Source organism: Planosporangium mesophilum (genome assembly GCF_016863255.1).
GTDB lineage: Bacteria > Actinomycetota > Actinomycetes > Mycobacteriales > Micromonosporaceae > Planosporangium > Planosporangium mesophilum.
In genome coordinates this window covers 54,679-61,198 of sequence record NZ_BOON01000038.1, presented here as the reverse complement: position 1 = coordinate 61,198, position 6,520 = coordinate 54,679, and the positions used below count along the sequence as shown (strand labels likewise).

The following is a 6,520-nucleotide window of genomic DNA, read 5'->3' as shown; positions in this document are numbered from 1 at the left end:
CAACGCCGCTAGTTCTTAATCTGTCCCCTTATAGGCCGGGTTTACCGCGTGGCTGAGCGTGGGAGGGCGCGGGGCACGCGCGGCGTGCGCCGCGCACTTGACTTGAAGTAGCAACGAAACTCGCGGGAACCCAAGCGCAAGCCAGTCCCCGGACCGCAACTCAGGTAACCCGGTGGCAAGTCGGGCGGCAGCCCGACGCGGCAGCACCTCAGAGAGTGCGGCGTGTCGGACCGCAACTGATCCGCCTTGCCCGCCTCGTCCGCTATGGTCCGTTCCTGCGGAGGCCGCGCAACCGGCGGCTGTACCACCTGTCACAGAATCCGACCCTGGTCCCGGGGTCCGCAGCAGGCCGTTTGCTTGCAGGGATACGACGGCCCGAGGAGTGTCGAGGGCATGGCCGGCGCGGTCCGCACGCCGGAGGATCCAACGTCGTGGGCCAGGCCCCACCCATGTTCATGCGCACCGGTTGAGTTCGAGCTCCCGGTGCCGCGCTTCCACTCATGAACCGCCCAACCGGGGCAAGGTCACTCGGCTTGGGGTTCTTCGTGGGTGGGTCTGTTAGTCCGGTGGTCGCGCGGTTGGCGCGTCCGGAGAGCGCGTCGTGGGTGCTGTCGGTATATCCGCAGGCGCGGGAGGCGGGCGGCTGCTTCGTGCCGTCAACGCCGCGACGTGGTGGGCAGGGGGTTCGCGGCCAGGCGGCCGACGCCGAACGCGCTCGGGATGAGGCGGCACGGCGGGCGCGCGCAAAACTGCGCCGCTACTGTGCGACGAATCGGCTCAACCGGCTGGGAACCCTGACCTATCGCGGTGCAGGCTGTCACGATCCCCGCCAGGTGCGCGCCGACCTCGGGGTGTTCTTCCCGGTGCTGCGCGCTCACCTGGGCGGTGGCGCGTTTCCGTATGTGTGGGTGCCGGAGTGGCATCCGGGCGGCCACGGCTTGCATGTGCACTTCGCGGTCGGGCGGTTCATCAAGCAGTCGGTCATCAAGCGGGCGTGGGGCCGCGGTTTCGTCAGCATCAAGCAACTCAACGATCTGCCGGTCGGCAGCGGGACATTGGATCAGGCGCGCCTCGCAGCGCGCTACCTGTCCAAGTACGTCACCAAGTCATTCGCCGACGCTGACCGTCCGGCCGGGCTGCACCGATACGAGGTGGCGCAGGGGTTTCAGCCGAAGGCGGTACGGCTGACCGGTCACTCGGCTGATCATGTCCTCGGGCAGGCATCGGCCGGGTTCGGCGCTGCGCCGGTGCTGCGCTGGTCGTCTGCTGACCTATCCGACTGGCGTGGTGCGCCAGCGATCTGGGCGCAGTGGGCGTGAACATGCCTGGCACGCAAGGGTTTCCCGAAGAAGTGGTGGCTGCGTGGCTGGAAGCGTCCTGCCGCAAGCAAGGCGTCCAGGTCGCGATCACCGATCCGCTCGTGGTCGGCCGGGTCTGCGCTCTGCTGGGCGGGGCGGCGCAGGCGCGGCCCGACGGCAGCGCGGCAGCGCCGCCCCGGGCCGCGCGTCGCCGTGACGCCCTACAGCCGCCACACCGGCTCCACCCGGTTCGGGTCGACGGCGCGGGCGCCGAGGACACCGGGCGCGATCACGGCGTGGTCAAGAACGGCGCGCACGATGGCGGCCTGCCGGTCGAGGTTGAGCCCGTCCCACGATCCGCGTAGCGCCGCGCCGTTGCTGGGCAGGCCCCGTAGCGCTTCGTTGCCAGACAGCGACATCATGCGCTGTTCAGCAGCCTTGATCCGCTGCTCGATGGGGGCGCGTGCGAGCAGCCACTCGCGCATCGGGATCTGCTTGGCGGCATAGGCTGCAACTAGTTCCTCAAGCTGCGCCTGGTCGTCGGCAAGCTGTTCAGCGACAGCGGCGATCTGCTCGTCGCGGGCTGCCCAGCCTGCCATCGCATCGGCTACCTTGCCTCTTTCGAGGCGGATCAGCACCGCGTCGCGGATGAGCAGTTCCACTGGCTCGGCCGTTATGTAGATCCCACCGCAGCCGCCGTGGTCGGGTCCACTCTGACAGACGTAGCGGCGGACGGTGCCTGCGCGGCGGGCGGAGTACAGGGTTGCGTTGCACTTGCCGCAGCGCAGCAGCCCCGACAGCAGGTAGCTGCGCGGGGCGCGCTTGCCGGATCGGGCCTTCTGCTGCATCAGCGCCACGATGCGGCGGTGCTCGTCCTCGGTGATGATGGCCGACCACTGTGCCTTACCGAGCACGTTTCCCTGGTGCTGACGCAAACCGGCGATGCGCGGTGACGCCAACATCCCGCGCAGCGTCGGGGTTCGCCATTGGTTGCCGACGACGGTCTTCACGCCCTGGTCCTCGAGCCAGACAGCGAGCGATCGCAGCGACTCGCCTGCCAGGAAGCGAGTGGCAAGCTGGCGAATGACCGCCGCCTCGTCCTCATTGACGGCCAGGCCGTCCTTGGCGTAGCCGAACGCCCGTCGCCCACCGTGGGGCTTGCCCAGTTTGGCGTTCTGTTCAACCTTGCGGCGAACCCTCCGGCTTTTCGTGTCTGACTCGTGGGCTGCGACGGCGGCGGTGATTCGGAGCAGCAACAGCCCGTCGCCGGTCATCACGTCGGTCGGCATGGCGACGAAGTGCACCTGGCGCACACCGGCCTTATCGATCACCTTGAGGAAGTCCTCTAGCTCGCTCGGGCGTCGCGTGAGCCGGTCGGGGTGGTAGACGATCACCGCGTCGCGCTGCCCATCGGCCAGGTCCGCAAGCATCCGCTGGTACGCCGGTCTGCGCGTGCCGGAGTAGGCCGAGATGCCGTCGTCGCGGTACTCCTCGGCAACCGTCCAACCACGTGACTTGGCCAGCTTGCGGCAGTCCTCCAACTGCCGCTCGACTCCGAGTCCGGAGCCCTCGACATCGCTGCTGATCCGGGCGTATATCGCCGCCGCGCGCACTTCATTCACAAGGGGGCAGCTTAACGATTATTGGTCAACGCCGTCCTGCTCTGCGGCCACCACCACCGACTGATCCACCACAGCGACTGGCAGGTGACGATCAACCCCACCGACGGACACCCCGACTTCACCCCACCGACCCACATCGACCCGGAACAGAAGCCCCAGCGCAACCGCTACCACCGACGCGAGTAGGCGACCGACTGGAGAGGGGCGTGCGCAGGAGCAGAGCAGACACGGGGCGATGCCGCCCACGCGCCCACGCCGCACCGGCGCGGCAACGGTGTGTGGCCAGGGACAGGCGCGGCGGTGCTGCGTGGCCGGGACCGGCGCAATACGGACAGCCGGCGCATCGGCACGATGATCTGCATGCCGGGGGACCGGCGTGGCGATGCCGCGTCCTGCTGCGCACCGCGTCATTGGCCACACAACCGAACTGGATCAGAGAGGCCAACGCCAATCGACCGGCCTGAACGCTCCCCCAGGCCAGACACCTAGCATCCTAGGACGTCACACGCGACGCGACCCGGACCACCGGTCCGCGTGGACGCACGCAGGCCACCAAGTCGCGGCGATGCGGCCCGCGGCACAGGCCCGCATCGCGACGCGGCCCGAGAAGCCGGTCCGCACCACGACGCGGTCCAAGCCACTTCGTCAGGCCGGAGACAACGATCTGGTCCGTACCGGCGACGCCGCCCAGGCCACTCGTGCCTGCGCACCACGACGGGGGACTGGGCGCGACCAGCCAAGTCCCGCGTCCGAACCGGACCGTCGAACTGGACCGCCGAACTGGACCGCCGAACCGGGACTGCCGAACCGGACTGCCGAACTGGACCGCCGAACCGGGACTGCCGAACTGGACCGCCGAACCGGAACGCCGAACCGGAACGCCACGCTCAGATCGTCGGGCGTCGATACCAGCCACGACGCCCCACCCGCGCCACCCGTGCCATCCGTGCCACCCAAATGTTGCGTCCGAAACCTTTTCAAGTTCAAGCGTGTTGGTTATCGTGCGGCCAACATTCCGTCGATCCCCGACGGGATCGATCCCTTGACGGAAAGGAAGCGCGCCGTGGCCCTTCCGCCCGACGAACCGGCGGCCGCTGCGCAGTTGCAGCAGTTCGGCTACCGTCAGGAGCTCAGCCGTTCCCTCAGCTTTGCCGACCTGCTCATCTACGGCCTCATCTTCATGGTCCCGATCGCGCCGTTCGGCATCTTCGGCAGCGTGTTCGCCGGCTCCGGTGGCATGGTCGCCCTCGCGTACATCATCGGCATGGTCGCCATGATGTTCAGTGCGCTGTCGTACTCCCAGATGGTCCGCGCGTTCCCGATGGCCGGGTCGGTCTACAGCTACGCAGGGCGGGGCATCGCACCGCCGGTCGGTTTCCTCGCCGGCTGGGTGATCCTGCTCGACTACGTGCTCGTACCCGGTCTGCTGTACCTCGTGGCGAGCGTGGCGATGCACTCGCTCGTGCCGGCGATCCCGGTGGCGGTGTGGCTCGCGGCGTTCGTCGTGCTCAACACGGTCGTCAACTACCTCGGCATCGAGATGACCGCCCGGATCACCCGCATCATGATTGTCGCGGAGCTGGCCGTGCTCGCCATTTTCCTCGTGGTCGGGGTGGTGGCGTTGGCCCAGGGTAAGGGGACCGGCTCGGCGCTGGCCCCGGTGTACAACTCCGGTACCTTCTCGTGGCCGCTCGTCTTCGGCGCCGTCTCCGTGGCGGTGCTGTCGTTCCTCGGCTTCGACGGCATCTCCATGCTGGCTGAGGAGAGCCGCGTGGAGGCCCGCCGGATCGGCCGGTCCATGGTCGTGGCGCTGCTGCTCGCCGGCACGCTCTTCGTCGTGCAGACCTGGGTGGCCTCGCTGCTCGTACCCGATCCGGCCAAGCTTCTCAACGAGGGCGACCCGGCGGGGACCGCGTTCTACGACGCGGCGCGGGCGGCCGGCGGCGCCTGGCTCGCCGGCCTGACCGCGCTCGCCACCGCAATCGCGTGGGGCTTCGCCAACTCCCTGGTCGCGCAGGCCGCGACGTCCCGGCTGCTGTACGCGATGGCCCGCGACCGGCAGATGCCCGGCTTCCTGGCGAAGATCCACCCCAGGCACAAGGTACCGGCAAATGCGACCTTCCTGGTCGCGGCGGTGTCGCTCGCGCTCGGCCTGTACATGGCGACCCGCGACGACGGTATCTCGCTGATGTCGACGCTGGTCAACTTCGGTGCCATGACCGCGTTCCTGGCCCTGCACGTGTCGGTCGTCGTGCACTACATCATCCGGCGGAGGAGCCGGGACTGGCTGCGCCACCTCGTCGTACCGGTGATCGGGTTCGGAATTCTCGCGTACGTGGTGATCAACGCTAAGGTGGCCGCCCAGGTGCTCGGCTTCGTGTGGCTCGGTATCGGCGCGGTCATCCTGATTACGTTGTACGCCACCGGCCGGCGCCCCAGGCTCGCCGGGCTGGATGAGGCCGGGCCGGATGAGACGCAGCCCGCAACCGTAGGGAGTGCTGAATGACCGAGGTGCTGAATGACCGAGGTGTTGAATGACTGAGGTGCTGAATGACTGACGTACTGAGCTACCGGCCGGAACCGGACGAGCTGTCGTACACGTTCGGCGGCCGGGAGCCGGTGCGCCGGGTACGCCCCGGCACGGTGCTCGAGCTGTACACCGAGGACTGCTTCGGCGGCCGGGTGCGCGGGGTTGGCGACCTGCCGTCACAGGTCTGCGAGATGCCGTACCTCAACCCGGTGACCGGGCCGTTCTACGTCGAGGGCGCCGAGCCCGGGGACACCCTGGCCGTACACTTCGTCTCGATCGAGCCGGCCCGGGACTGGGCCGTCTCCACCACGTTCCCGCACTTCGGCGCGTTGACCGGTACGCACACCACGGCCACCCTCCACCCGCCGCTGGAGGAGGTGGTGTGGATGTACGACGTCGACAAGGACGCCGGTGTGGTCCGCTACCACGCCCGGCGCGGCGACTACACGGTCGAGATGCCGCTGGATCCGATGCACGGTACGGTCGGCGTCGCTCCGGGAGCGTTCGAGGCCCGCGTCACGATCACGCCCGACGCGCACGGCGGCAACATGGACACGCCGGAGCTACGGGCGGGCGTCACCGCGTACTTCGGGGTCAACGTGCCGGGCGCGCTGTTCGCCCTCGGCGACGGACACTGCCGGCAGGGGCACGGCGAGGTGTGCGGTACCGCCGTCGAGGCCGCGATGAACACCACCGTCATCGTCGATGTCATCAAGGGTGTCGGCACGCCGTGGCCGCGGCTGGAGACCGACGGCGCGCTGATGTCGACCGGCTCGGCGCGACCGCTCGAGGACGCGTACCGGATCAGCCAGCATGACCTGATCACGTGGACGGCCGGCCTGGTGGGTCTGGACCAGCTGGACGCCTACCAGTTGGTGAGCCAGGCCGGTGAGGCGCCGGTGGGCAACGTCTGCGACCCGAACTACACGATGGTCGCCCGGCTGGACAAGCGCTACCTGGGCGGTGCCGTGGCGTACGACGGGGTGCACGCACGGCTGCGGCAGACTGCGGCTTCCTATCTGGGGACGGCGCGTTGACGTGAAGGGCGGCGCTCCGGCCGACCACATCCA

5 protein-coding genes are annotated in these 6,520 nt (G+C 68.8%); 4 read left to right on the top strand and 1 reads right to left on the bottom strand.

The annotated features are described in order from the left end of the window. Window positions 1–533: 533 nt before the first annotated feature. Entirely contained in the window at window positions 534–1,319 is a 786-nt protein-coding gene (locus tag Pme01_RS20415) for a rolling circle replication-associated protein (RefSeq protein WP_203935761.1), read from the top strand. A 200-nt stretch (window positions 1,320–1,519) separates the two neighbouring features. On the opposite strand, the gene Pme01_RS20410 is transcribed toward Pme01_RS20415, so the two are convergent. Next, entirely contained in the window at window positions 1,520–2,920 is a 1,401-nt protein-coding gene (locus Pme01_RS20410; RefSeq protein WP_203935760.1) for a recombinase family protein, read from the bottom strand. A 21-nt stretch (window positions 2,921–2,941) separates the two neighbouring features. On the opposite strand from Pme01_RS20410, the gene Pme01_RS20405 reads away from it, so the two are divergent. From Pme01_RS20405 to Pme01_RS20395, 3 genes are all read left to right on the top strand, one after another. Further along, the gene (locus Pme01_RS20405; RefSeq protein ID WP_168116489.1) at window positions 2,942–3,106 is read left to right on the top strand and encodes a hypothetical protein; all 165 of its coding nucleotides are present in this window, start codon (window positions 2,942–2,944) and stop codon (window positions 3,104–3,106) included. Between the two features lie 877 nt (window positions 3,107–3,983). Further along, a complete protein-coding gene (locus Pme01_RS20400; RefSeq protein WP_239088357.1) occupies window positions 3,984–5,426 on the top strand; it encodes an APC family permease in 1,443 nt (480 codons plus the stop codon). A 44-nt stretch (window positions 5,427–5,470) separates the two neighbouring features. Continuing rightward, window positions 5,471–6,487 (top strand): acetamidase/formamidase family protein, encoded by a 1,017-nt coding sequence (locus tag Pme01_RS20395; protein WP_168116490.1) that lies wholly within the window; start codon window positions 5,471–5,473, stop codon window positions 6,485–6,487. Window positions 6,488–6,520: the final 33 nt, after the last annotated feature.